Genomic DNA, 22,858 nt, shown 5'->3' with positions numbered 1-22,858 from the left:
GCACAGACCGTGCGCGAACTGTCCAGGACTCACCCCTGACGACGCCGACACGCAAAGCTGTTACCACTCGTATCCAGTTTTCAGGTAGCGCGAATTACCGGCATCGACATCGATGCCGGATCTCGCGCGCGGCTATGGGTGCTGACCGTTTCGAGCGACCTGCGAGCAGTCGCTACCGCCCGGCCGGTCAGAGCACCGACAGCAACGCGCGCACACTCTCATCCGCAAGGCGCTCGGCACGCTCGCGGGACACCGCGGGCTCGACATAGCCGAGGTTGAACGACAATTCGCCGTGCGTGGCGTTGGCGGTGGCCATGGTGAAGCCGCTCACCGACATACCCGAGACGAATTGCGCGCCCGAGAGCTGCCACGCACCGATCTTGTCCGGGAACGCATAGCGCCCCAAGTAGGTCATACACAGGTGACCCGGACCGCGGGTGTCCATCAGCTTGACCGTGGATGCACTGGCGGCGACCGATTTCGGCGCGGCCACCTTCAGCAGGCTCAATGCCGCGAGATGGTCGCGACGGTCCATCCGGGCGCTGTACTCACGCTCGATTTCGCCGGCGATCTGCCACAGCGAGGACCACGGCGCGTACTTCGCCGGGGTCGCGATCATGCCCTGGTAGGTCCCGACCTCGGTATCGGCGACCGCACCGTCGAGATGGCCGCGGAAGTTCACCGAACTGCCGACGGTGTACCAGGATTCGGTGTAGGTGCCCGACTCGCGGGCGGCCGCGATGAGCAGCGCCGCGGAAAGCGCGGCCTGCAGACCGACGCCGTGGCCTTCGCAGCCCGCGGTCAATGCGTCGAGTTGATCGGCGTCCAAGCTGCGGTGCACAACCCGGCTGCGGCGCTGCGACGGCGGGGCAAGTCTGGTCGGCTCCAGTCGGTGCGGGCGCGTCAGCTGCGACTTCTGGTCGCGCAGCAGCGATCCCACGGTGCGCCCGAATCCCTTGGCGCCCTGGAACTTTGCCGGGAACAGCTCCTCCGGCCCTGGCCGGACCGGGGCGGGTTCGAGATCGGTATCATCGCCCGCGGCGACCTGCAGCACCTGCTTGGCCACCGACATCGCGCTCTCGCCGTCGGCGATCGCGTAGTGCAGGGTGATGATCAGATCGCTGGTCGCACCGGTCGCATCCGTGATGAGCACGGCGCGCGCGAGCGGACCGGAGTGCCAGTCGAAGGGTTCGCGCAGTTCGACGTCGTCGACCTCGGTCAGCCAGGCATCCGGATCGGCGGATTCGACGACGCGCAGCGGAATCGGCGTCGGCACGGGCACGAAACGCGGCGCGGTGCCATCGGGTTCCGCCGCCACCGCGACACCGAGCAGCGGATGCCGCTGTTGCACTTCGTCCAGGCCGCTGCGCACCTGCTCCGCGGTAATCGGACCATGCACCCGCACGCGGGCCAGAATATGCAGCGGTGCAAGCTGATCGGCAATCCAGTGCCAGCGCTCCACCGGGGACAGCTGGCGCGGCAGCCGCGCGGTCGGTCCCTCCAGCGGCGGGAACGACATCGGCTTGCCCAATTCGCGCAGGAAGAATTCCGTAGGCGCGTACCGGAAGTAGGTGTCGCGCACCTGCACCAGCTTGGGATCGGTCGTCTGCTCGATCTTGCCGAGCGACCACGAACCATTGACGAACATGGCGGTGCGCTCGGCACGCACCTGTTCGTAACGACGCAGGCCCGCAACGGGATCCAGCGAGGTCTTCAGCGTATGGGCGAGCACGACCGCGTCCTCGATGGCCGCATTGGCGCCCTGACCGAGACTGGGCAGCATGGGATGCGCGGCATCACCGAGCAGGGTGACCCGGCCACGACCCCAACCCGTCAACGGCGGACGGTCTTGACAGGGCACAGCGAGCACATCGGACCATTCGGTCTGATCGATGCAGGCACGCACCTCCGGCGCCCAGTCGGCATAGAGCCGCCGCAGATCTTCCTTGGTGCCCTGCCAATTGGCGGCCTCGTCGCCCGGCATGGTCATGGTGCCCCACCAGTACACCCGGCCGTGGCCGATATCGTGGATGCCGAAACGCATTCCGGTGCCCCAGTAGTGGGCGGAATAGCCGCGCGGCACCGCGGGATGTTCGAACGGGATACAGGCCAGCCAGGCAATGAAATTGCCAGGGCGCGGTTCGGCGCGGCCGTGCAACTGGGCGCGCACCATGGAGTGGATACCGTCGGCGCCGATCAGCAGATCGCCCTCGGCGATGCGGCCGTCGGCGAATTCGACGCGCACGTGCTCACCGTCATCGATGAACCGAGTCGCTTGTGCGCCAACATGAGTCGGGGTGTCGCCGATCGCGCGCAGCAGGATCGCGTGCAGATCCTTGCGGTGCAGGGCGACGCTCGGTGCGCCGAGCCGGTCGTCCTGGCGGTGCACCGGAAGCACCCGGATGGGGGTGCCGTCCGGGTTGTTGAAGCGGAAGGTCTCGACCTTGCCGCCGCGCTCGAACAGTTCCTCCTCGATGCCGAGACCGATTGCGCGCAGTGCCTTGATCCCATTGGCCTGCACCGAAAGTCCGAATCCCTGGCCACGCAGTTCGGGTGCGGCCTCGTAGAGTTCGGCCGCGAAGCCCGCCTGCCGCAGCGCGGCGGCCGTCGTGAGCCCTCCAATTCCCGCACCGAGCACGATAACCTTGATCGGACCACTCATTCGAACCTGCGCTTCCATCTACCCACTCTGCAGCACAGGGCGCCTTCATCTTTCGAAGTGATCGCCGAGCGACACTGCTCGCCAGCTCTCATCCCCCCGGAGCAGCACTGCTCGAAGACCTACGTCATCCCCGACCAGGCAGGCTGGGCGGGATGCCTGTGCCTGACCGATCCGAAGCCTACCGCTACTACCGTGTCTGAAACGTTACCGTGTGAGATTCTCCCCAAAGGGGCCGATTCGACAGGTCGAATCCCTTGCTATACGCCATAATTCACGGTTTGCGAAAGCATAGGGATAGTCGGATGCCCAAAATCCTCAGAGGTAGGACGTGTCGTTGACCAAGCGAACCGACGAACCGCCGTCCGGATAGAACTCCGCGATCGACAGCGATGCCAGGTCCAAATGCAGGCGATACAGCAGCGCCGGACCGACGCCGAGCGCCAGTTGCAGCAGGGTCTTGATGGGAGTCACATGGCTGACCACGACGATGTTCTGGCCAGGATACCGGGCCACCAGATCGCGTCGAGCCGCCTCGACTCGTTCCCGGACCTGGTCGAAACTCTCGCCGTTCGGCGCGGCAGTCGAGGGATCGCCGAGCCAGCGGGCATGGAGGTGCGGATCTCGTTGTGCCGCTTCCAGGAAGGTGCAGCCCTCCCACGCGCCGAAGTCGGTTTCGATGAGGCCGTCGATGACACGCATCGGCACATCGAGCGCAGTGGCGGCGGCTTCGGCCGTCTCGCGGGCACGGCCGAGTGGGGAGGTGACCACGGCGGCGATACCGCCCTTCGCGGCGAGCATTTTCGCGGCGCGGGCGGCCTGCTCGCGGCCGTGATCGGTGAGCGGCGGGTTGCCGCGGCCGGAGTAGCGGCGCTCGAGTGAGAGCTCGGTCTGGCCATGACGCAGCAGCAGGAAGCGGGTCGGGCGGCCGGTCGCACCGGTCCAGCCGGGCGCCTTTTCGGCGGCGGTCGGTGTCGGGCCTTCGGCGACTCCGGAATCGGCGACGGTCGACTGCGCGTCCCTGAATTCGTCGATCCAGCTCGGCGGCTGCTCGTCGGTGCCGCGCGAGGGTTCGCTGGTCCAGCTGAGCAGGTGTTCCTCGGCCTCGCGCACCTCCTCCGCCACGGTGGCGGCGGGCGCGCCCGCATCGAGCAACTGCCGCTCGGCGGCATGCACCTCGCCGATCAGGGTGGCGTCATCCATCGCCTCATTTGCCAGCCGGTCGGCACGGGAGTTCTCGGCGCGCGGAATCCAGGTGAACGTCACGCTGTCGAACCCGGCGACCAGCCTGCGCGCCCGGTCCGCCAGCGGAATCATGGACGCGTGCTTGACCTTCCAGCGCCCGGACATCTGCTCGACGACCAGCTTGGAATCCATGCGCACCGACACCACCCGCGCGCCCAACTCCGCCGCCGCCTCCAAACCCGCGATGAGCCCACGGTATTCGGCGACATTGTTGGTGGTGATGCCGACGTATTCCCGGCGTTCCGCGAGGATTCGGATGTGATCGGCGCCGAAGACGACCGCACCGTAACCGGCCGGGCCCGGATTGCCCCGGGAACCGCCGTCGGCCTCGACGATCACCTCGCGCTCGGTCATTGTTTCCCTCGTCCTCTTCGACAGCCGACCATCCGTCGCTGGGAGCGGACCGACGCGAGTACTGATACCCGCATCGGAAAGCTCACAAACCCGACTCTTTGGTGCGCACCAGGATCGCACCGCATTCTGGACACCGCGCGATCACATCCGGGGCGGTCTTGGCTATCCGCGCGATCTCACCGCGGTCCAGTTCGATCCGGCACGCGCCGCACCGGCGCGCCTGCAGCAATGCGGCGCCGACGCCGTGCTGGGTGCGCTGCCGGTCGTAAATGCTCAGCAGTTCGTCCGGGAACAGCGCGACCAGCTCCTTGCGATCGGAATCGCACCGGCCCTGCGCCACATCGAGATCCGCCAGCGCCTCGTCGCGCAGGCGCTGGGCATCGGCCAACACCTGCTCGGTCTTGCTCAGCCGCGCACCCGCGTGATCATGATCGGACGCCGACGCCTCACGGCGTTCCATCACCTCGAGCAGCTCGTCCTCGAGCACCGAACGGCGCCGCTCCAGGCTCCCCAGCTCGTGCTGAATTTCGGAAAGCTGTTTGGCACCCACCGAACCAGCGGTCAAAATGTCGCGGTCGCGCTCCTCGCGCTTGCGCACCGCCTCGACCTCGCCCTCCAGCTTGCGGATATCGCGGTCGAGATCGTCGAGCATGATCTCGACCGCCACCGCCGCATCCTTGTGCGCATTCCGCTCGCCCTCGAGCCGCACCACCTCCTGCTGCTCGGGCAGCACGGTGCGCCGATGCGCGATCCGCGTCAGTTCGGCGTCGACGGCGGCGAGCTGGAGCAGCTTGGCCTGGACAGATAGTTCGACATTCAACGCGGACAAACTCCTGGACGCTGTGGACGGATGGGGGCACGCGAACCGCGAGAGGTGGCGATGCCAGTCTTCAACCGTACCCCGAATGGTCGGTGATTCGGTCCAGGCCACGGGGGCAGGCGGCCAACGCGCGTGGAACCGAGGCGCACCACGTAGACACTGCGACGCTCGGACGGATAGCGGGTTCTTGCCATCGGCCCGGCCACATGCCGAACACGGCTGGCTGACGGAAAGAATCGGTGCACCTGGGCGAAGCTGCGCCCGCACCCGCGTTCTACGTCAACATGCGGGTGAATATGCGCCAACCCGCGTCATACGCGCGCATGGCGAGCCGAGTGCGGGCGAGAGCCTCGACGCACAGGTCCTCGACACTTCCGCGGTCAGCTGCCGGGGGCGCGGGCTTTGATGGCGTCGCGGGAGATGAAGACGTCGTAGGTGCCGGGGGTGGAGATCACGGCGTTGCCGTAGGCGGAGCGGACGAAGGGGTCGGTCCACCATTCGTGGTTGCGCATATCGTTGAAGAAGTCCTGGTCGTCGCCGTTGACGAAGATCTGGTTCTGAGTGGTGGCGACGCCATCGAGACGCTGGCCGTAGAGGCGGGTGACCTGGTAGCCGGAGTGGAAGCCGAGGGCGTTCACCCACGGCTCCAACTCGACGATATTGGCCTGCAGCACTCACAGGTCACCTTCGACCTGATATTTCTCGTGCTTGTCTGGATGGTGGTCGTCACCGTAGAGGGTGAGGTCGACCTCTAGCCGATGATCTTGGCCCTTGATCTGATTCACCACCACGTGCGCCGCCTTGATCTCCCCGCTCAGTCCGAGGAAGGTCTGTGTGAGCGTCACCACCCACAGCAGCAGTACCGCGACGATCAGCAACGCCAATCCGCCCGCGCCGCGCCCGATCAGAACCCGCAATCCGACCTTGCGCACCATGACGAGCGCCGATATCAGCAACGCGACCGCGACCAGGATGATCAGCATTAGACCGATCTGCACGATCCCGAAGTCCACCGGGAAATCCATGCGGTAGTTGTACCCCGAGCGAACGCGTCAACTCACCTGAACCACATACCCCGACGGCAAGAAGCACGACACGCCCCGAACACGCCGTCGCACTGGATGGTTCGGTGCTGCGGTCGCTTTCACCGCAACCGGTGCCGCCGCTCAGAAGACCGTGCCTGCGCCCCAGACCGGTTGCGTGAACTGCACACTCGGTACCGGATGTGCCGATCTCCGCACTGACCAACGGAGTTCACAACACATGTGCCGGAGAGGTCACGCGGTGGCGCTGATCGTCCATGGATCGGTGCGCAGGGTGCTGACTCGGGTGTCGAGGTCGGGCAGGGCGGTGCGAACCACCGTCTGAGCCTGTGCGCACCAAGGGAATTCGGTTGCCCAATGGGCGGCATCGATCACGGCGGGGCCGCCGCGACGCAGGTGCTCGTCGACCGGGTGGTGGCGCAGATCGGAGGTGACGTAGGCGTCGACACCGAGACGGGCAGCCGTACTCAGATGAGAGTCGCCCGCGCCGCCACATACCGCGACGGTCCGGATCATGCGGTCCGGGTCACCGGCCGCGCGGACGCCCCACGTGGTCGCGGGCAACGCGGCAGCGACCCGAGCGGTGAACTCACGCAAGGACTCCGGTTCGGGCAGCGTGCCGACCCTGCCGATGCCGAGCCCCGATGGCAGCGCCGCGCGCTCGGTGACGTGATAGGCGGGATCTTCGTAGGGATGGGCCGAGCGCAGCGCCGCCAGCACGGCCGTGCGCGCCGAGGGCGGTGCGATCACTTCGAGGCGGTCCTCGTCGACCTGCTGCAATTCCCCGATGGCACCGATCGCCGGATTCGCCCCTTCGACCGGACGAAACTGCCCCACTCCCGGCACCCGTAAAGCGCAGTCACGGTAGGCTCCGCTGCCACCGGCACCGGCCGCGAACAGCGCCGCCAACACCGCATCCGCATGCGAACGCGGCACCTGCACAACCCAATTATCCACGGCGGCCTGCGGTTTCGAGTCCAATGCGCCGGTAACCGTGAGCCCGAGCGCATCAGCCAGCGCATCGGAAACTCCCGGATCGGCGGAGTCCGCATTGGTATGCGCCGCGAACAACGCACATCCGGACCGGATGAGCCGATGCAGCAGAGCGCCTTTGGGCGTATCGGCGGCGACAGTGTCTACGCCACGCAACAGCAGCGGATGGTGCACCACCAAAGCCTGCGCCCGCCAATCGATCGCTTCATCTACCACGGCCGCGGTGGCGTCCACCGCGAACAGCACCCGAGTCACCTCATCGCCCGGGTCACCGCATATCAACCCCACCGAATCCCAGGACTCCGCCAACTTCGGCGGATAAGCCGCGTCGAGCACGCCGATGAGATCCGCCAGCGTCGTCACCATTCGCCTACCTCCATTTCTCGACCACACCATGTCACCGGCCAGCCCGACGGCCCGCAACGCGCTTCGTCCCACCACGCCTGGCGCACACACCGGACCGCCGTGCTCCCCGACTCCAGGGTCGGCGGCGTACTCCGCTGCGGCGCTGGGGATCGCCGCCGAAACCAAGCCGACCACACGAATCCGGCACGCCACCCGGTCCGGATCGCTCGCACCGCGCCCACATGACGCACCCGACACAAGTGCGACCCGTCTGGACCGGCATCAAACTCCTGCCGCCCGAATTCCGGCCACCAACCGATCGACCTCGGCGCAACCGCGGACGGCAACGCGCACGTAGTCCGGCCCGAGGCCCGGGAAAGTGTCGGCGCGGCGGACCGCAATTCCCTGGTCTGCCAGGTGCTTTCGCAATAGCTCACCGTCCGGAACGCGCAGCAGCAGGAAGGGGCCGTCGGCGGGGGTGTGGACGTGTACGCCCAGCGCGGTCAGTCGTTCGATCATCGAATCGCGTTCCGCGGCGATCGTGTGTGCCCGCTGTTGCGCCGCGCCGACCGCCTTCGGCTCGGCAGTCGCGGTGATCGCCTCCAGTTGCAGTGTGCCGAGCGGCCAGTGCGCGCGGCCGTGATTCAAGCGGGCCAGCAGTTCGGGTGTGCCGAGGAAGTAGCCGCAGCGCAGGCCGGCCAACGCCCAGGTTTTGGTAAGGCTGCGCAAGACGAGGATGTCCGGAGTGGGCGAAGCGGCCAGTGACCCTGGTTCGCCGGGTATCGCATCGGCGAAGGCCTCGTCGACCACGATGATGCGGCCCGGTCGGCGCAGCGCGCGAATGGTGTCGGCGGGGTGCAGGACCGAGGTGGGATTGGTCGGGTTGCCGAGGACAACCAGGTCGGCCGCGTCGGGAACGAGCCTCGGGTCGATGGTGTACGGCGGTTCGAGTACGACGCGAGCCACCGGGATATCGGCCGCGCGCAGCGCCAGTTCGGGTTCGGTGAACGAGGGGTGCAGTACCGCGGCCAATCGCGGCGTGAGTCGGGGCAGCATCGCGAACCCCTCGGCCGCGCCGGCCAGCAGCAGCACTTGGTCGGTGGTGCGGCCGTGGCGGGCCGCCACGGCGGCGCGTGCGGCGAGTTCATCGGCCGCGCTCGGATATTTGCCGAGGTCATCGAGTCGCGCGGCCAGTCGGTTCCGCAGCCAGTCCGGTGGCGCGCTGCCCTGCACATTCACCGCGAAATCGAGCATGCCGGGTCGCGCGTCGACGTCACCGTGATGACGCAGTTTCGCGTGATCGACACTCTCGGCTGACACGAGAAAACACCCTACGTGGCGGTCCATCGGAGCGACCGGCCAGAATGGCTGTCGTGGGTGAGTTGCACGTGTCGTTCGTCTGTACCGGCAACATTTGTCGATCGCCGATGGCGGAGAAGATGTTCGCGGTACACCTGTACCGCGAGGGACTCGCCGACCGCGTGCGCGTCAGCAGCGCGGGCACCGAAGGCTGGCACGTCGGCAAGGACGCCGACTCCCGCACCAATGCGACCCTGCGCCGCCACGGCTACCCGACCGGCCATATCGCCGCGAAATTCGGCGACCAACACCGCGACGCCGACCTGCTGGTCGCCCTCGACTCCGGCCATGAACGCCGCCTCGCCACGCTCGGCATCCCGTCGAACCGCCGCCGCCTGCTGCGCAGCTTCGACCCCGATGCCCACACCCTCGACGTCCCCGACCCGTACTACGGCGACACCGCCGGCTTCGACCTGGTCCACGACCAGATCGAAGCCGCCATCCCGGGGTTGTTGAACTGGGTCCGCACCGCCCTGGCCGCGCGCGATGGGGACACGGGCGGCACGCCCCAGCACGTCGCCACGCGTACGGACAGCTCCGGCACGAGCACTGCCGATGAGCCCGGACGCAAACCAGACCAAACAGTCTCTTACGAACCCGTCCCCGACGGACGCCCGTGATGCGCCGACTGACCTTCCTGCTGCGCCCGAGCTGGCTGATCCTGGCCGTACTCGTGGCGGCCTTCGCCTACCTCTGTTTCTCCGTGCTCGCACCCTGGCAGCTCGGCAAGAACACCAGCACCTCGCACCGCAACCAGCTGATCGCCGATTCGGTGGACGCCGCCCCGATCGATATCGCCACCGTCCTGGACGATCAGCGCACCGATTCCCACACCGAATGGCGGCGCGTCACGGCGACCGGCAGCTACCTGCCGAACTCGACCGTGCTGGTCCGGCTGCGCCATCTCGACGGCGCGCCCGGCTACTCGGTACTTGCCGCCTTCAAACTCGACGACGGCCGCATCCTGCTCGTCGATCGCGGTCTCGTCGCGGCCGTCGACGGCTCCCGCCCGCCGCAGATTCCGGAGCCGCCGACCGGGCCGCAACGGATCGAAGCGCGAATCCGGGCGTCCGAGGGCATCACCCCCGGTAAGGACCCGATGACCCAGGACGGCTACCGCCAGGTGTATTCGGTGGACACCACCCAGGAAATGGCCGTCTTGCAGGCGCCGCTCACCGTAATCCCCACCGGCGAACGCGGCGGCTACCTGCAACTCAGCGAAAATCAGCCCGGCGCCTTCACCCCCACGCCCCTCCCGCAACTCGATGCGGGTCCCTATCTCTCCTACGGCCTGCAATGGCTGGCCTTCGGCATCATGGCTCCCCTCGGCCTCGGCTACTTCATCTACGCCGAGATTCGCGAGCGCCGCAAGGAAAAGTCCACTGCCGCCCCGAAACCGGTCAAGACCGAAACCCCGACTCCGGCACCGGTATCCACCAACGAGCAGCGCTTGGCCGACCGCTACGGCGGTACTCGCTGATACTCACCGCACACTGCTGAGACGGGATCTCGGGATCGGATCGTCAGCACTGCGGTATGGAATCTGTACCGGACAAGGGGTCCGAGCCGGCAAATTCACAGCCGATGAGGCGATTTCCGCCGAGAGAACAGTGCACCGCCAAGAACCGAATCGACCGTGAGCGAACTCAGCGGCGCAGGATCGACCAGACCGCGGCGGTCAGGACTGCTCCCAACTGGACCGCCTCCGATATGCGTACCGCACGACGGAGATCCGCGACCTGTGGTGCGGGCCCGTCGCCGAGTGTCGGCCGCAGTTCGATGCCATGACGGTATTGGGTCCGCCCGCCTAGGCGGACGCCGAGCGCACCCGCCATCGCGGCCTCCACGACCCCGGCATTCGGGCTGGGGTGTTCAGACGCGTCTCGTCGCCATGCGTGGAGCGCATCGGCCGGACGGCCGCCGACTGCGGGGGCCAGAGCAGCTGTGAGCAGGCCGGTCACGCGCGCGGGCAACAGATTCGCCAGATCGTCGACGCGGGCGGCGGCCCAACCGAACCGCAGGTATCGGTCGTTGCGGTAGCCGATCATCGCGTCGAGCGTGTTGATCGCGCGATATCCGAGCAGTCCGGGTGTCCCGGCGATCGCACCCCACAGCAACGGCGCGACCGTCGCATCCGAGGTGTTCTCGGCGATGGATTCCACTGCGGCACGGGCCAATCCGTCCGCGTCGAGTACCTCCGGATCCCGCCCGCACAGCGCGGGCAGCAGCGCCCGCGCGCCCGCCACATCACCGGACTCGAGCCGGTCGGCCATCTCCCGCCCGGTGCGCGCCAGGCTGCGCCCGCCGAGCACCGTCCACGTCGCCAGCGCGGTCGCGACTACCCCGCCGCGCCGTAGCCCGAACCCGAACGCCGTTGTCGCACTGACCAACACCAGTTCGTGCACTGCTCCCGCCGAACGCCGATCGGCGTAGGTCACCCGCTCCAGCACGGTGGCCGCCGTACCGAATCCGGCCACCGGATGCCACCGGCGTGGATCACCGAATACGCGATCGAGCGCGAACCCGAGCACCAGCCCGGCCGCCGTCGAAGTCCCCGTTTGCACCCGGCGAGGGTAGCCGTCGCCGCCAGCAACCCGCCAGCGCGCCTTGGGCGCCGAGATGTCACACTCGCTTGCCCTGCGTCGTCATCACGATGACGACGCATAAGCTCGCCCCCGACGGGGCCGCACGACCGAAACGGCGAGACCAGTGACAACAGACCAGCCATCCTCCGCGCCCATCGACCAGGCCGAACTGGCTCGGCGTTTCGAGGAGCACCGGCCGTATCTGCGCAGGCTCGCCTACAGCACGCTCGGCAGTCTCACCGATGCCGACGATGTGGTGCAGGAGGCGTGGCTGCGGCTGCAGCGCCAATACGAGGCCGGGACCGCGGGCGACATCGAGAATCTGCGGGCCTGGCTGTCCACGGTCACCGGGCGTCTGGCCCTCGATCAGCTCGGTTCGGCCCGCGCCCGGCGTGAGCAGTACGTCGGTGAATGGTTGCCGGAGCCCGAGATCACCACCTGGGATGACCCGGCCGACCGGATCACCCAGGACGAGCGCGTCACCACGGCACTGCTGGTCGTGCTGGAATCCCTCTCGCCCGCCGAGCGCACCGCATTCGTGCTGCAGGATGTGTTCGGTATGAGTGGTCCCGAGGTCGCCGAGGTCGTCGGGCGCACACCGGCCGCCGTGCGACAGCTCGCCTCGCGCGCACGCAAGCGCGTCGAGGACGGCACGCCCCGCTTCCCCGCCTCAGCCGACGAGCAGGAGAAGGTCGTCTCCGCCTTCGCGGTCGCGTGGCGCTCCGGTGACCTGAGCGCGCTGCTCGGTGTGCTCGACGCGAACGTCAGCCTCACCGCTGACGGCGGCGGCAAGGTTCCCGCCATCCGCCAGCCCGTGCGCGGCGCCGAACTCATCGCGAAGATGCTGCTCGGCTGGTACCACGCACCGTCCGCATCGGGCGCTTGGGGACGCGCGGTCCTGGTCAACGGCGCTCCCGGTCTGGTCGTCTTCGACGGCACCCACCCCGGTGTCTTCGCCTTCACCATCGATAACGGCCGCATCGTCGCCATCAACGTCGTGCGCAACCCGGATAAGCTGCACGACCTCCCCACCGAAGGCGCCCCCGACTGGTATATGGGCCCGAACGCCGAGTAACCCACGCGGCCCGCACATTTCGATATGCGGGCCGCCCCTCGGCGAACAGGTCCAGCTCCTGCACCTGCGGCTAGGCAGGCGTTTGGGCCACCGGCGCTGCTGCCTCGACATCCACCCGGGATCGATCGCGCCGCACCATAATGAGCCACACGGCGCGGGTGAGAACAACGCACACGCCCCCGATCGCGGCAATGCCGAGAAACACCACGAGAGCAGGCCAAACGTAGACCACCTGGCGAAAGGTTCCGGCTCGGCCGCGGAACACCAGACCCGCGAGCTGCGGCAATGCGATCAGGATCGGGATCGGCGCGAGATAGGGCAACTGACGCAAGGCGATCAACCATGCGGGGCGAGCGGTCTGCTTATCGGCCCAGCGGCGCGATCGCACCAGGCAGACCACCCCGAGAGCGAAAGTCGCGAGCGTCAGCAGCGCCATACCCCAGTCGGCGTAGATGCCCCACGGGCGATGCACATCCGGTGACTCGCCCCGGGTCAGGTCGACCAAGGCTTGCGCGATAATCCTGGGATCGTCCTCGAGTGCCATGCCGGTATCGGCAATGACAGCGATTCCGTATCCGGTGTCGGGCACCAGGACCTGTGCGGCGGTATAGGTGAACCAGTCGCCGTTGTGCGAGATCTGATCGGATTGTTCACGCTGCCAACCCATTCCGTACTCGTCGTCGCCGACTCCGGCGGGTTTGCGCATCTCGGTCACCGCCGCCGCGGACACCACCCGGTGCCCGTCCGGGGCCACACCGTTGTTGTTCTGGGTAATCAGCCAGGCGGCCAGATCGGCGGCCGTGGTGATCACGCCGTGGCTACCGCCGACGAACCAATCGGGCTCGGCAACCGGTATCGCGAAGCCGTATGCCCGAATATATCCGTGCGTCACATTCTCGGCGGCGCGCGCCGAATCCACCGTCGTGCTGTCGCGCATCCCGATGGGTCCGAATACATTTCGCCGCATATAGTCGGCGAACGGTTCGCCACTGACCACCTCCACCAACCGAGCGGCCACCTGATAGTTGGGGTTGTGATAGTGGAATTCCGTCCCCGGATCGGCGGCCAGTTTCGCCGCATGTAGTCGCTCGACCGCCCGGGCCAGCGAATCCGCCTGCGGCCGCCGCAGATCGGGAAAAGCGGTATCCGACATCCCGGACGTCTGATTCAACAACTCCCGCACCGTGATCCGATCACCGCGCGAATCGGCCAACCGAAAGTCCGTGACGTACTGCCGCACTGGTGCGTCGAGCACTACCTTTCCCGCATCGACCAACTGCATCACGGCCAACGCCGTCATGGATTTGCTCACCGAGGCGATCGGCATGCGCGTCGTGGCGGTGATCGCCGCACCGCTCGAATCGTGCCCGTACCCCGCGACGTGCACCACCTGATCCCCGTGGGTGATGGCGACCGAAGCCCCAGGCAATCGGGTCCGGGAAAGGTATTCCGACATATATCGATCCACGACCGCCGGATCGACACCCTCCGCCGCCGGTGCCGCAACCGCCGCACCGACCGACGGAAACAGCACCAGGAATAATGCGATTACCACTGCCCGCCGCAGATATTGCGCAGTCACCGCTTTCGCCCTTCTCATCACGCATCCGCGGGTCCGCACCGGAACCACCATCGCACCACGTCACCCCGCCAGCCCAACCCGTTCGGGTATGGAATATCCGTGCGCCGCCGCAACCTCTGCCGATAGCAGCCGTCCCATATCCGCGGTGACCCCGTGTGCGAGATCGGGATGCGCCGTGCACGCCTGCCGCCACCCGTGATCGGCGATCACTCGCACATACGGCAGGGTGGCATTGGTGAGCGCAACGGTCGCGGTGTGCGGTACGGCACCCGGCATATTCGCCACACAGTAGTACAGCGAATCGGCTACGCGGAAAGTGGGATTCGCATGTGTTGTCGGATGTGAACCAGCGAAACACCCGCCCTGATCGATGGCGATATCCACCAGCACCGACCCGGGCCGCATACCGCGAACCAGTTCCTCGGATACCAGCTTCGGCGCCCGCGCACCCGGAATCAGTACCGAACCGATGACGAGATCCGCCCCCAGCACAGCCCGCGCGATTTCGTATGCATTGGATGCCACCGTCGACACGCGCCCTTCGAACTGCGCGTCGAGCTCGCGCAGTCGCGTCGAATTCGTATCCAGCACAGTGACTTTCGCCCCCATCCCGGCGGCGATCGTGGCCGCGTTCGTCCCCGCGACACCGCCGCCGAGCACCACCACATCGGCCGGCAGCACCCCCGGTACGCCGCCGAGCAATAGCCCGGCACCGCCGAGCGGCGCCATCAGGTGGTACGCGCCGACCTGCGGTCCGAGCTTGCCCGCGACCTCGCTCATCGGTGCGAGCAGCGGCAGCGACCCATCCGCCGCCCGCACCATCTCATAGGCGATCGCGGTGATTCCGGACCGCAGAATCGCATCGGTGCACTCGCGCGACGCGGCCAGATGCAGATAGGTGAACAGCACCTGCTCCCGCCGCATCCGCGGATACTCGACGGCGATCGGCTCCTTGACCTTCAGGACGAGCTCGCCCTCCCACCACACCTGCTCGACGGCGGGCACCAGCCGAGCCCCAGCGGCGACATAGTCCGCATCGGAAAATCCCGACGCCACCCCCGCACCGGCCTGGATCAGCACCTCATGCCCGTGCCGCACCAGTTCCCCGACGCCGGCCGGGGTCAGCGCCACCCGAAACTCCTGCTCCTTGACCTCCCGCGGAACCGCGATCTTCATATCGCCATCGTGGACCTCCAACGGTCCCGGCGCCATGACCGCCACGCTGAGCGCACCGTCGGTTTCCGCGGGCGCTCACACCGCGAACGTCTCACCCAGCTTCGGAATCCGGAGCTGGTCGCCCCGCCCGGCGTACCCGAAATTCCGTTCCAGGCGCTCGAGCGTCTCACTGAAATGCGCCCACCCCTCGGCATGTACCGGCACGATCACCGCATCGCCCAACGCTTCGGCGGCCTGTACCGCGGTGCGGGCGTTCAGCGTGAGATCGATATCGCCGAACCGGCCGACATTCGCGGCACCGACGAACAGGATGGCGATGTCGATCCGGTCGATCCGCGCAACGATCTGTTCGACGAGTTCGACCGAGGCATTGTCACCCGACACGTACACGGTCGGCAGCCCCTCGGCCTGCAAGACGAATCCGGTGACCACGCCGGTCTGCGGCTCGCATCCCTCGGGCCCGTGCAGTGCGGGCACAGCCGTCACCCGCACGTCGCCCACCGTGACGGTCTCCCAATTCGCAAGTCCCCGAACACCTTCGATGCGATCGGCCGCATCCGGCGTCGACAAGACGGTCGGCACGGTCGACAGGTATTCGCGGCCGGAGTTGTCGAGATTGTCCTCGTGCTGATCGTGCGACAACAGCACGACGTCCACCGGTCCCACCTGGTCCACCGAAACGGCCGGGCCGGTGAGCTTGTGCAGCGTGATCGGGCCGGGGTAGTCCCCCGGGGCGTCGAAGGTCGGATCGGTCAGCCAGGTCAGGGTGCCGTACCGGAAGCGCAGGGTGGGCCCGCCGATATGCAGGGCTTCGATGGTGGTGCGTGCAATTGTCTCGGTCATGGGACCAATACTCATCGCCGCGATATCCGATCAATAAGTGGCCCGCGAGCCGTGTATCGATAAGATCAGGCCATGCGTTCCGTCGCTGCGCTGGCCTTCGATGGGGTCATCCCCTTCCATTTGTCGGTTCCGACGCTGGTCTTCGGCCGGGTCGGCACCGAGGGCACACCCGACTATCACGTCGAGGTGTGCGCCGAACGGCCCGGCACGCTGCGAACCCCGGCCGGGTTCGACATCGTCGTGAACACCGGACTCGACGCCTTCGAGCGCGCCGACCTGGTGGTGATCCCGAGTTGGCAGCGCGATATGGGAATCTCGGCGGAACTGCGCGACGCGCTGCATCGAGCACACGCCAGGGGTGCCCGGATCGTCGGCCTGTGTCTCGGTTCCTTCGCGGTGGCGGCGAGTGGTCTGGCCGACGGCCGGGAAATCACCACCCACTGGGCCGCGGCCACCGAGTTGGCCGCGGCCTATCCGAAGGTCCGGGTCCGCGCCGACACCCTCTGGACCGACCTCGGCGATATCGTCACCTCCGCGGGCTCCGCCGCCGCACTCGACTGCTGCCTGCACCTGGTCCGCGACGACCTCGGCAGCCGGGCCGCCACCGAACTTGCCAGATCGCTCGTGACCGCACCGCACCGCAGCGGATCCCAGGCCCAGTACATTCCGGTGGCCGTACCCGAAGCCGTCGACGACGATCCGATCGAACGCGCAATGGTCTGGGCGCGAACGAACCTCGGCGAGCCGATCGCCCTGGACGGTTGGGCTCGCATCGCCCTCATGTCCCGACGCACCTTCACCCGCCGCTTCCGTGAACGCACCGGAAACAGTCCGCAGCAATGGCTACTGCACCAACGCACCGACCGCGCCCGGCTACTCCTGGAATCCACCACCGACACCATGGATCGCATTGCCGCCGAAACCGGCTTCGGCACCGCGGTGAGCCTGCGCCACCATTTCCATCGCATCCTCGGCACCAGCCCGGCCGCGCACCGCGCGCTGTTTGCGGGCACGCCGGTCCCCGCGCCCCCACCCCACCATCTTCGCCAGTGTCCATCCCCGTAGATTTCCGGCATGAGGATCGAGATAAGCGGACATATGCCCGAAATCGACGAAACCGCGTGGATCGCACCGAACGCCACAGTAATCGGACGTGTGCGACTTGCCGCCGAGGTGAGCATTTGGTACAGCGCGGTACTGCGCGGCGACCTCGAAGCGATCAGCGTCGGCGCGCGCACGAATATTCAGGACGGCTGCGTGCTGCACGCCGATCCGGGCTTCCCGCTCACCGTCGGCACCGGAGTTTCGGTGGGGCACAATGCGATCCTGCATGGCTGCACCGTCGGTGACGATGTGCTCGTCGGCATGGGCGCCACGGTCCTCAACGGGGCGGTCATCGGCGCGGGCAGTCTGATCGCCGCCAATGCCCTGATTCCGGAGGGTGCGCAGATTCCGCCCGGCTCGCTGGTCGCGGGCGTGCCAGGCAAGGTGCGCCGGGAACTGAGCGAGGCCGAGCTGGACCGCATCCGGCTGAACGGTGCTGTGTACCTGCACAACATGGCCAACCACCGAGACGCGAAGCGGGTGTGAGACCGCGCACACTGATCAATTGACCAAACTAAATCGCTGATAGCATTTTGCCAGCGTGCCCGGTGCCCCGGGGTCTCCCGCCGACACAGCTGTCGAGTGATCAGCAACGCGGACGACGAGCCAACCGGGATCGGTGGCCGCCGAGCGTGCAAGTAGGAGGTATCACGATGGCGTACGTGCAGCAGGGTATGCACCGGCCGTCGGGGCGGATCAGTGTGGCCGATATCGCGGCCCAGCCGGGTGGGATCGAGGCGCTTCAGCGGCGAGTGCACGAGTTGCGCTCCAGTGGAGTGGATTTCGCCGCCAATGCGATCGAAAAAGAGATGGCTGAATTGGATCTGCCGCGCACCTGATGCGCGCCTGCCTGCCGTCCGTCGCGCTCCGGTGCCGATCCGCGGGCGAACCGCCGCGACCCGGTGAAATAATGAACGGCACGCACCCGCACCGCCGCGACGCCCAGGCACCATCGGCGTCCCGAGCCGATCCGACTGGAGCCTCGATGCCGACCGTTCCGCCCATCCTCCAGCGCATTCTGGAAAAGCCCGTCAGCGATGGCGAGAAGCTGCTGGAGAGCGCGCTGTCGGCATTTCTGGATTTCGGCATCAAACGCACCAGCATGGGCGAGATCGCCCGCCGCGCCGGAATCAGCCCGGCCACCCTGTATCGCCGCTTCGAATCGAAGAACGACCTGGTCGAGGCGGTGAGCGTCCGTGAGGCACAGCGTTTCGTCGCCGAGATCGATAAGCGGGTGCAGAAGGTCGAGGGCGGCGAGGAACAGCTGATCGAGATCTTCGTCGCGGTCATCACCGAGATCGCGGGTAACGAGCTGTTGCGGCGGCTGCTGCGCACCGAACCCGATCTCATCCTGCCCCGGCTGACCACCGAGGCCGGACCGATCATCGCGGTCGGGCGCACCTATCTGGCGGAGAAACTGCGCGAACTGCGCAGCGGTGCCGATGACGGCTTCGACTTCGAACTCGTCGCCGAGATCATGGCGCGACTGGCACTGTCGCTGGCATTGACGCCCGACGGGCTCATTCCGATCGATGATGTGGCAGCGGGTCGGGATTTCGCGCGACGCACGCTGCTGCCCATGGTCGGTGTCCGCGCTACCGCATAGCGATCTGCGAGTTCAACGCATGTCGAATAACCGGGTGCCGAATGCGGCCGCCACCCATTCGTCGAGCAGCCGTAGCGAGTTCGGGTCGGGCACCCTGCCGCCGTCGACAAAGTCCCGTACCAGCTCGACGACGCCACCCGCCCGCATCGTGGTCGGATCCGGCAGCGGCAGTCGCGACACATATTGGGTGATCCACCGCCGCCTGCCCGAATACAGCCGATTCCCGCACACCGCATCGTAGAACCGCAGCCCCAGCGCCGAATTCGCCACGCCCATCAGCAAATACGCCAGCCATTCCGCGGCGCCGTCCAGCCCGAGATCGGCCAGCGATATCCAATAGCAGTCGCCGTTCACGACCGCCCCGGACCGATCCAGGGCGAATCGCGGCCGCTCACTGATATCGGGAAAGACCACCTTCGGCACCCGCCACAGATGCGGCCGTTGCGGCACCCAGATCTCGAACCACTCCCGGCCGCTGTCGGTGAGATATTTCCGGCCGGCCAACATCTCCCGATGCGTCTCCAAATATGCCGCGGCCCTCGGATATTCCCGCAGGTCAACCGGCATCCGCGCGGGTACCGCCGTGTCATACGGATACAGCACCCGCACGTCGCGCTCTCGCGAGATCCGCCACGGATCGACATCCTGGTGGGTAATCAAATCGAATAGCAACTCCCCCTCCGGCCGTGGCCGCACCTGCGCCCACCGATCGGAAATGAATACCCGATCCGCAGTTGTCTTGATCCCCACTCGAATCCGCCCCACGGCACCGAATGTCCGCCAGGTCCCTGCCTCCACCTCCGCCAACCATCTGTCGACCTCCGGGCGGGACATGCGCCAAGCGCCGCCGTCCCCGTCCGCGTCGACATCGGTTTCCGAGGACCGCGCGCCCATCTCGTCATCCCGACCCGATACGCCGCCCCACGCAGCCGCCGAACCCGCCTGTCCCGGCAGCACCGGATCGCCGCGCACCGCTCGACTACCTGGCGTCGCCGCTCGAGCGCCGGGCGCCCAACGGATCACCGCCCGATCTCCGGTCGCCAACGTACCGACCTCGACCGCGAAAGTGCGCCCACAGTGCTCGACGCAGTGACTCTGTTCGGCCGCCAGCGCCTCGAAAAGATCTGTCCCGCCGATGATTTCGTCCGTGTCCACCTCGTAGGCCGAAACATAGCGGCAGACCGCGCGTGCCGCCGTGCGGGTGGCGATGGTGACCGCGGGCAGCACCGCCGCCTCGAACAATTTCGTATCGCCGAGATCGTACAGTTCGACCGGAGCCAACTCGGTGCGCAGCAGGCTCCGAATGTTCGCACCGGCCTTGGTGGTGAGAAACCGGTTGGCACACAGCAACCCGAGCACCCCGCCCGAGCGCAGCAGCCGCGGCGCCACCGCGACGAATGGATGGGTGAGATCGATCCGCCCCTGCAATCCGAACTGCTTGCTGAGCAACTGCGCGGTCGGCCCACCCAACTGCTGCGTCCGCACATACGGCGGATTGGTAATGATCGCATCGAACGACCCCGCCGCGATCCCCGCCGATTCGGTCAGAAAATCTCCGACATGCCATTCGACCGCGACCCCCGCAACCACCGCACGCTCCCGCGCCACCGCCACCCCGGCCGCATCCAGGTCGTACCCGACCAACTCGACCCGCACCCCCGGCGATAACTCCCGCACCACCCCATCCACGGCAAGCAGCAATTCACCATCACCACAAGCCGGATCGAGCACCCGCAACACCGCACCGCCCGGCGCATGTTCGAGCAACCGCTGCGCGAGAAAGCGCGCCAGGGCGGGTGGCGTGTAGTGCCTACCGTGCCGTTTGCGGTCACGCTCGCCGCGATTCATGTTTGGAATTCTGCCTCGTCACGGCGCCATCGCGGCGGTAATGCGGTCGACCGGATCGCGCGTCGTCGCGACCTGACGCACGGCGCGGCGGCCCGCGAAGCGACGCATGAGCGGTTCGTCGACCCACCGGTAGATCCCGGCCGCCGCCGCTACCGCGACGATCAGGCTCAGCCCGGCGAACCCGAGCCAGCCGAGTAGACCGAACTGTCGGCCGCCGATGAACAGCCGGGTGATCAGCACCATTACCGGGAATTGGATCAGATAGAAGGCGTAGGAAATATTGCCGAGCCACACCATCCTCGGCGCGGCGTTCAGGCCGTGCAGACCAGCCAGATCCCGCGTCGCGAGGGTCGCGACCACCGCGGTCATCGGCGCGAGAAGCAGAGCCGACATCTTGTAGTTCACCGGTACGACCCAGGTGGCCGCGAAGGCGACGGCCAACGCCAGCAGCGGCAAGTCCAGCCGGGTATTGCGCCAGCGCCCCTCCAGCACCAGCCGCGCGGCGAACACGCCGAGGAAGAACTCGGGCAGCCGCGACGCCGGAAACGTGTAGCTGAGCCAATAGGACGGCGCCACCGGGATATCCGGCTGTGCGAACCAGGCCGGTGATGCGTGTAGCTCGAAGTACGGCGACACATCCCCCGGAACGAGCCGTGGCGCAAAGGCATTCGCGATGCCCTTCGGGCCGGGCACCCACAGGAAGTACGCCGTGTGCAGCGCGAGGATCAGCACGAGCAATCCGGCCAGCACCCACCACACCCGCTCCCCGCGAATGCGTCGCACCAACGGCAGTGCGAGCGGAAAGCTCAGGTAGAAAAGCATTTCCGCGCCCAGCGACCAGGACGGCACATTGAGCCCACCGACCGTTGTCCACTTCGGCACCCAGGTGTGGATCAACAGCACATTCGGCGCCCACACAACCAACCGCGAGAGCGGCACGCTCGCGACCACGATGAAGGCCACCGTCGCCACCAGATGCGTCGGATAGATCTTCAACACCCGCCGCCAGTAGAACCACGGCACCGAATTCCCGGGCCGGAACGACCAATAGATGATGAACCCGGACAAGACGAAGAAGAACGTGACCCCCGCCGCCCCCAACTGCATCGGCACTACCTGGTGGATATGCCGGAACAACTCGGACTTCTGAAACGGATAGACCGGCAGAAATACCAAGGCGTGCAAGACGAATACCGCGAACGCGGCCCACCACCGCGCCCCGGTCAGTGACGGCAGTGCGGGCCGTGCCTCGGGATCCGCCGCGCGCTCGGCCGTCACTTGCCGTACCGCTCGTACAACGCTTCCGCGATCATCGAATCGCCGTGCGCCGATGGATGAAACGGAATTCCGACCAGATCCGCGCGCGGATCGAGCGCACCGTTCAACCACGGCTGCTCCGAACACAATCCGTGCCCGGCCGTCCGCGCCCTGGAGTCGAAGAACTCGATTCCGAGCCGCGCCGCCGCGTCCCGCTGCGCCGCATCGATGCGGTCCAGATATTCGACCAGCCCGGCAGCCCGTGGCTGCACGTATTGCCCGATGCCGAGCACACTGAAACAGGCGAAACTCTGCCCGGCCGGGAACAGTTCCGGATAGCCCACCAGCACAACCTTCGCTTGCGGCGCGTAGTACCGCAGATATTCGACGACCGCGCGAATGCGTTCGGCGTAGAGCGCACCCGATACGCCCCGATAGTCGGTGATCCGCCCCTGTTCGGCGGCCTCCAAACCACACCCTTCGGCAAGATTGAACACGCATGGGATCAGCGAGGTCCACAGTGTGGTCGGATTCGCACCCCAGACGTCGTTGAGTCCGAATTGCACTGCGATCAATGTGGTTCGCGGACCGAATGCCCCCGCCTTATCGGCATTGATCGCCTCCTGTACCAGCGAATAGCCCCGATCGGTCTCGATCGCCGCGCCGGAGCACGATACGTCGACGAAGTCGGAGCCACCCACGACACCCATCAATCGGCTCAGCTGCGTCGGCCATGAGGTCGGTCCGCGCAGACACTCCTTCGCATCGGCTTCCCATCGAAAACCATTGGCGGCGAACGAATCCCCGAGCACCACCAGGGTGCTACCCGGCGCGGCGGGCGGGGCAGCCTGTGCCGCGGGCACCCCGGCCAGAGCCGCCACGGTCGTCGTCACCGCCCCGAGCCACCGGGCACAACGGCGAGCGAGCTTGCTGGTCACGGTGGTTCCCTCCGCTGTCAGTAGCC

Annotated in this window: 20 protein-coding genes and 1 pseudogene; 7 read left to right on the top strand and 14 right to left on the bottom strand. The window is 67.0% G+C overall.

Annotated features, from left to right (window positions below; genetic code table 11):
* Window positions 1–187: 187 nt before the first annotated feature.
* From AB0J29_RS23575 to cobC, 7 genes are all read right to left on the bottom strand, one after another.
* Entirely contained in the window at window positions 188–2,662 is a 2,475-nt protein-coding gene (locus AB0J29_RS23575; RefSeq protein ID WP_364789977.1) for an FAD-dependent monooxygenase, read from the bottom strand.
* 315 nt (window positions 2,663–2,977) lie between these two features.
* Complete coding sequence (locus tag AB0J29_RS23570) at window positions 2,978–4,258, bottom strand: bifunctional RNase H/acid phosphatase (protein ID WP_364789974.1); 1,281 nt, start codon at window positions 4,256–4,258, stop codon at window positions 2,978–2,980.
* Between the two features lie 82 nt (window positions 4,259–4,340).
* Entirely contained in the window at window positions 4,341–5,078 is a 738-nt protein-coding gene (locus tag AB0J29_RS23565; RefSeq protein ID WP_364790135.1) for a C4-type zinc ribbon domain-containing protein, read from the bottom strand.
* Window positions 5,079–5,458: 380 nt separating this feature from the next.
* A complete protein-coding gene (locus tag AB0J29_RS23560; RefSeq protein ID WP_364789971.1) occupies window positions 5,459–5,752 on the bottom strand; it encodes a hypothetical protein in 294 nt (97 codons plus the stop codon).
* Window positions 5,753–6,103, bottom strand: coding sequence for a hypothetical protein (locus AB0J29_RS23555; RefSeq protein WP_364789968.1), 351 nt, complete (start codon window positions 6,101–6,103; stop codon window positions 5,753–5,755).
* Window positions 6,104–6,355: 252 nt separating this feature from the next.
* A complete protein-coding gene (locus tag AB0J29_RS23550) occupies window positions 6,356–7,480 on the bottom strand; it encodes a Nif3-like dinuclear metal center hexameric protein (RefSeq protein WP_364789965.1) in 1,125 nt (374 codons plus the stop codon).
* A 261-nt stretch (window positions 7,481–7,741) separates the two neighbouring features.
* Entirely contained in the window at window positions 7,742–8,779 is a 1,038-nt protein-coding gene (gene cobC / locus AB0J29_RS23545; RefSeq protein ID WP_364789962.1) for an Rv2231c family pyridoxal phosphate-dependent protein CobC, read from the bottom strand.
* A gap of 44 nt (window positions 8,780–8,823) precedes the next feature.
* Here cobC and AB0J29_RS23540 point away from each other — a divergent pair.
* Window positions 8,824–9,285, top strand: a pseudogene (locus tag AB0J29_RS23540) (low molecular weight protein-tyrosine-phosphatase); the annotation flags it as partial.
* A gap of 152 nt (window positions 9,286–9,437) precedes the next feature.
* Entirely contained in the window at window positions 9,438–10,298 is an 861-nt protein-coding gene (locus AB0J29_RS23535; RefSeq protein ID WP_364789959.1) for an SURF1 family protein, read from the top strand.
* A gap of 166 nt (window positions 10,299–10,464) precedes the next feature.
* On the opposite strand, the gene AB0J29_RS23530 is transcribed toward AB0J29_RS23535, so the two are convergent.
* On the bottom strand, window positions 10,465–11,382 hold the full coding sequence (locus tag AB0J29_RS23530; RefSeq protein ID WP_364789956.1) for a cobalamin biosynthesis protein: 918 nt from the start codon (window positions 11,380–11,382) through the stop codon (window positions 10,465–10,467).
* Window positions 11,383–11,527: 145 nt separating this feature from the next.
* On the opposite strand from AB0J29_RS23530, the gene sigJ reads away from it, so the two are divergent.
* Window positions 11,528–12,478, top strand: coding sequence for an RNA polymerase sigma factor SigJ (gene sigJ, locus AB0J29_RS23525; RefSeq protein ID WP_364789953.1), 951 nt, complete (start codon window positions 11,528–11,530; stop codon window positions 12,476–12,478).
* A 70-nt stretch (window positions 12,479–12,548) separates the two neighbouring features.
* Here sigJ and AB0J29_RS23520 read toward each other — a convergent pair whose 3' ends face one another.
* The 3 genes from AB0J29_RS23520 to AB0J29_RS23510 all read right to left on the bottom strand — a co-directional run bounded on the left by AB0J29_RS23520 (window position 12,549) and on the right by AB0J29_RS23510 (window position 16,079).
* Window positions 12,549–14,060 carry a serine hydrolase domain-containing protein gene (locus AB0J29_RS23520; RefSeq protein ID WP_364789950.1) on the bottom strand — a complete coding sequence of 504 codons (1,512 nt, stop codon included), beginning with the start codon at window positions 14,058–14,060 and terminating at the stop codon, window positions 12,549–12,551.
* Window positions 14,061–14,120: 60 nt separating this feature from the next.
* Window positions 14,121–15,236 carry an alanine dehydrogenase gene (gene ald, locus AB0J29_RS23515; protein WP_364790132.1) on the bottom strand — a complete coding sequence of 372 codons (1,116 nt, stop codon included), beginning with the start codon at window positions 15,234–15,236 and terminating at the stop codon, window positions 14,121–14,123.
* A gap of 75 nt (window positions 15,237–15,311) precedes the next feature.
* Window positions 15,312–16,079 carry an MBL fold metallo-hydrolase gene (locus AB0J29_RS23510; RefSeq protein ID WP_364789947.1) on the bottom strand — a complete coding sequence of 256 codons (768 nt, stop codon included), beginning with the start codon at window positions 16,077–16,079 and terminating at the stop codon, window positions 15,312–15,314.
* Window positions 16,080–16,151: 72 nt separating this feature from the next.
* Here AB0J29_RS23510 and AB0J29_RS23505 point away from each other — a divergent pair, with 72 nt between their 5' ends.
* From AB0J29_RS23505 to AB0J29_RS23490, 4 genes are all read left to right on the top strand, one after another.
* Window positions 16,152–17,144: a helix-turn-helix domain-containing protein gene (locus AB0J29_RS23505; protein ID WP_364789944.1), complete on the top strand. Its 993-nt coding sequence runs from the start codon at window positions 16,152–16,154 to the stop codon at window positions 17,142–17,144.
* A 9-nt stretch (window positions 17,145–17,153) separates the two neighbouring features.
* Window positions 17,154–17,669, top strand: a complete 516-nt coding sequence (locus AB0J29_RS23500) for a gamma carbonic anhydrase family protein (RefSeq protein ID WP_364789941.1) — start codon at window positions 17,154–17,156, stop codon at window positions 17,667–17,669.
* Between the two features lie 167 nt (window positions 17,670–17,836).
* Complete coding sequence (locus AB0J29_RS23495) at window positions 17,837–18,022, top strand: hypothetical protein (protein ID WP_364789938.1); 186 nt, start codon at window positions 17,837–17,839, stop codon at window positions 18,020–18,022.
* 146 nt (window positions 18,023–18,168) lie between these two features.
* The gene (locus AB0J29_RS23490; RefSeq protein WP_364789935.1) at window positions 18,169–18,789 is read left to right on the top strand and encodes a TetR/AcrR family transcriptional regulator; all 621 of its coding nucleotides are present in this window, start codon (window positions 18,169–18,171) and stop codon (window positions 18,787–18,789) included.
* Between the two features lie 12 nt (window positions 18,790–18,801).
* On the opposite strand, the gene AB0J29_RS23485 is transcribed toward AB0J29_RS23490, so the two are convergent.
* Genes AB0J29_RS23485 through AB0J29_RS23475 form a run of 3 tightly spaced genes read right to left on the bottom strand, consistent with a single transcriptional unit; the run spans window position 18,802 to window position 22,832 of the window.
* Window positions 18,802–20,637 (bottom strand): N-6 DNA methylase, encoded by a 1,836-nt coding sequence (locus AB0J29_RS23485; RefSeq protein ID WP_364789932.1) that lies wholly within the window; start codon window positions 20,635–20,637, stop codon window positions 18,802–18,804.
* A gap of 18 nt (window positions 20,638–20,655) precedes the next feature.
* Window positions 20,656–21,915: an acyltransferase gene (locus tag AB0J29_RS23480; RefSeq protein ID WP_364789929.1), complete on the bottom strand. Its 1,260-nt coding sequence runs from the start codon at window positions 21,913–21,915 to the stop codon at window positions 20,656–20,658.
* Window positions 21,912–22,832: an SGNH/GDSL hydrolase family protein gene (locus AB0J29_RS23475; protein ID WP_364789926.1), complete on the bottom strand. Its 921-nt coding sequence runs from the start codon at window positions 22,830–22,832 to the stop codon at window positions 21,912–21,914. The genes AB0J29_RS23480 and AB0J29_RS23475 overlap by 4 nt, the downstream gene beginning before the upstream one ends.
* Between the last annotated feature and the right edge of the window lie 26 nt (window positions 22,833–22,858).

This window comes from Nocardia sp. NPDC049707, from assembly GCF_040674855.1.
In the GTDB taxonomy this organism is placed as follows: Bacteria; Actinomycetota; Actinomycetes; order Mycobacteriales; family Mycobacteriaceae; genus Nocardia.
Note: the sequence above shows the minus strand (reverse complement) of the source record. Positions and strands in the feature narration are given on the sequence as shown.

What these genes read in the sequence shown, in the direction of transcription:
- AB0J29_RS23500 (WP_364789941.1), top strand. Translation starts at nt 17,154, where the DNA reads ATGAGGATCGAGATAAGCGGACATATGCCCGAAATCGACGAAACCGCG.
- AB0J29_RS23570 (WP_364789974.1), bottom strand. Translation starts at nt 4,258, where the DNA reads ATGACCGAGCGCGAGGTGATCGTCGAGGCCGACGGCGGTTCCCGGGGC.
- AB0J29_RS23490 (WP_364789935.1), top strand. Translation starts at nt 18,169, where the DNA reads ATGCCGACCGTTCCGCCCATCCTCCAGCGCATTCTGGAAAAGCCCGTC.
- AB0J29_RS23550 (WP_364789965.1), bottom strand. Translation starts at nt 7,480, where the DNA reads ATGGTGACGACGCTGGCGGATCTCATCGGCGTGCTCGACGCGGCTTAT.
- AB0J29_RS23495 (WP_364789938.1), top strand. Translation starts at nt 17,837, where the DNA reads ATGGCGTACGTGCAGCAGGGTATGCACCGGCCGTCGGGGCGGATCAGT.
- AB0J29_RS23555 (WP_364789968.1), bottom strand. Translation starts at nt 6,103, where the DNA reads ATGGATTTCCCGGTGGACTTCGGGATCGTGCAGATCGGTCTAATGCTG.
- AB0J29_RS23505 (WP_364789944.1), top strand. Translation starts at nt 16,152, where the DNA reads ATGCGTTCCGTCGCTGCGCTGGCCTTCGATGGGGTCATCCCCTTCCAT.
- AB0J29_RS23485 (WP_364789932.1), bottom strand. Translation starts at nt 20,637, where the DNA reads ATGAATCGCGGCGAGCGTGACCGCAAACGGCACGGTAGGCACTACACG.
- AB0J29_RS23575 (WP_364789977.1), bottom strand. Translation starts at nt 2,662, where the DNA reads ATGAGTGGTCCGATCAAGGTTATCGTGCTCGGTGCGGGAATTGGAGGG.
- AB0J29_RS23510 (WP_364789947.1), bottom strand. Translation starts at nt 16,079, where the DNA reads ATGACCGAGACAATTGCACGCACCACCATCGAAGCCCTGCATATCGGC.
- AB0J29_RS23535 (WP_364789959.1), top strand. Translation starts at nt 9,438, where the DNA reads ATGCGCCGACTGACCTTCCTGCTGCGCCCGAGCTGGCTGATCCTGGCC.
- ald (WP_364790132.1), bottom strand. Translation starts at nt 15,236, where the DNA reads ATGAAGATCGCGGTTCCGCGGGAGGTCAAGGAGCAGGAGTTTCGGGTG.